This window comes from Mesorhizobium sp. M7A.F.Ca.CA.001.10.2.1, assembly GCF_003998575.1.
GTDB lineage: Bacteria > Pseudomonadota > Alphaproteobacteria > Rhizobiales > Rhizobiaceae > Mesorhizobium.
In genome coordinates this window covers 1-2,061 of the sequence record NZ_RZQY01000862.1, presented here as the reverse complement: position 1 = coordinate 2,061, position 2,061 = coordinate 1, and the positions used below count along the sequence as shown (strand labels likewise).

3 protein-coding genes are annotated in these 2,061 nt (G+C 65.4%); 2 read left to right on the top strand and 1 reads right to left on the bottom strand.

Annotation, left to right across the window (positions count from 1 at the left end):
- Positions 1-209: PfkB family carbohydrate kinase (locus EN964_RS32740; RefSeq protein ID WP_245463583.1), on the top strand; the 209-nt coding region annotated here is incomplete at its 5' end.
- A gap of 392 nt (positions 210-601) precedes the next feature.
- On the top strand, positions 602-1,303 hold the full coding sequence (locus EN964_RS32735; RefSeq protein WP_127266637.1) for an antitoxin Xre/MbcA/ParS toxin-binding domain-containing protein: 702 nt from the start codon (positions 602-604) through the stop codon (positions 1,301-1,303).
- A 33-nt stretch (positions 1,304-1,336) separates the two neighbouring features.
- On the opposite strand, the gene EN964_RS32730 is transcribed toward EN964_RS32735, so the two are convergent.
- A partial coding sequence (locus tag EN964_RS32730) for a phosphate acyltransferase (RefSeq protein ID WP_281059589.1) occupies positions 1,337-2,061 on the bottom strand: 725 nt, incomplete at its 5' end.

Here is a 2,061-nt window from a genome sequence, read left to right as displayed (position 1 = left end):
TCAAGGCGACCGCCATCAAGGAACTGGTCGACACGACGGGCGCCGGCGATCTCTATGCCGCCGGCTTCCTGCATGGCTACACGCAAGGCCGCGACCTGCAGACTTGCGGCGACCTTGGCTCACTGGCGGCCGGCTTGGTGATCCAGCAGATCGGCCCCAGGCCACGGCAGAATCTGCGCCGCGAGGCTGAGCAGGCGGGGTTGCTGTAGGGAAAGCTCTTCCCTTCTCCCCCTGTGGGAGAAGGTGTCGCCGAAGGCGACGGATGAGGGGTGCTCCAGCTTGGCACTGACGGTACTCCGTCCAACACCCCTCAACCGTCTTGGCGCTGCGCGCCAATCCACCTTCTCCCACAGGGGGAGAAGGGAAGGCCGCCTCCGCCCCTCACCGTCGCGCGGCTGTCATACATCGCACCTACACGCAATCCGGGCGTCCCGCGACTGACATTTCGGTGCGCCCTCAGCCAGTTGGGGTGTCAAGAAATGCTAGACAGCATGCTGTCGGGCGGCCGGATTCGTTGCCGTCGCGATTTCCGCTTTCCGCTCTAGAGATTCAACAGCCGGCCGCAGCTGTGGGAGGAGAGCGCGGCCCAGAAGACAGATGTATGAACAGATTTCAGCTCCAGGGCCTCAAGCAGGACGACTTCGCCGAGATGGTCGCCGAAGACGTCGAACGCGCGCTTGCCCACTATGACGAGGCCATCAACAAGCCCACCATGGTCTCGGTCGGCAAAATCGCCGGCAGCATAGCGTCCGCCGTCACCTTGCTGTCACCGAAGCACCAGCGCGCTATCGACGCCATCCATGCCGACCTGCCCGGCCTGGCCTCGAAATTCGTGCGCGCGCTGGCGGCGGAAGCCGCGCGCCGCAGCGAAGCCGGTATAGCCGGCGTGATCAATCCGCCGACGACCCCATTGATCGATGTCGAGCCTCCTTCGCTGCCAAAATCCGACGATCTCGAATCGATGCTGATCGAGGACTGGGCGGGCCGCGTCGCCGGCTCGACCTATCTGGAAGAGAATTTGCGTATCGCCCGCTCGACCCTGCACCGCTGGCAGCGGCGGGGCGAGGTCATCGCCTTGCGCAAGGGCGGCCGCAAACATGTCTTCCCGCTGGCGCAGTTCGTCGATGGACGGCCGGTTGCAGGCATTCGCGACGTGCTGTCGCTGATCACCAATCCAAGGCTCGCATGGCTGTGGCTGACGCGGCCCTCGGCGCAACTCGACGGGCGCGTCCCGATCGACTTGCTGCGGCAGGATCAGGTGGACGAGGTCGTCGAGGCTGCGCGCGTGTTCGCGCCGGGCTGAACGCCTCCCGGACTCACCGCTAAGGCTCGCCGCTCAAGTCCCCGCCGTATAGGCCGCGATCGCCGCCATGTTGACGATGTCCGAGTCCTTGGCATTCAGCGACACGATCTGCACCGGCTTGTTCAGCCCGACCAGCAGCGGGCCGATCACCGTCGAGCCGCCGAGTTCCTGCAGCATCTTGGTCGAGATCGAAGCCGAGTGGAACGCCGGCATGATCAGCACATTGGCCGGGCCGGTCAGCCTTATGAACGGATATTGCGCCATGGCCCGCGCGTTGAGCGCCACGTCGGCGGCCATTTCGCCGTCATATTCGAAATCGACGCGGCGCTTGTCGAGGATGCGCACCGCTTCCTGGACGCGTTCGGAGCGCTCGCCCTGTGGATGGCCGAAGGTGGAATAGGCGAGCATGGCGAGCCTCGGCTCATAACCCATGCGGCGGGCAAAGCCCGCGGCCTCCTCGGCGATGTCGGCGATCTGCTCGGCATTCGGCATATCGTGCACGGCGGTGTCGGCGACCAGCACGGTCTTGCCTCGCGCCAGCACGATCGAGACGCCGATGACGCGGTGGCCGGGCTTGGCGTCGATGACGCGGCGGATGTCGTCGAGCGCGGTCGAATAGTTGCGGGTGACACCGGTGACGATGCCGTCGGCGTCGCCCAGCGCCACCATGCAGGCGGCAAAGTGGTTGCGGTCGTTGTTGATCAGCCGCTGGCAGTCGCGGAACAGGAAGCCTTTGCGCTGCATGCGCTCGTAGAGAT

Coding starts and splice junctions, on each gene's coding strand:
- EN964_RS32735 (WP_127266637.1), top strand. CDS start 602: ATGAACAGATTTCAGCTCCAGGGCCTCAAGCAGGACGACTTCGCCGAG.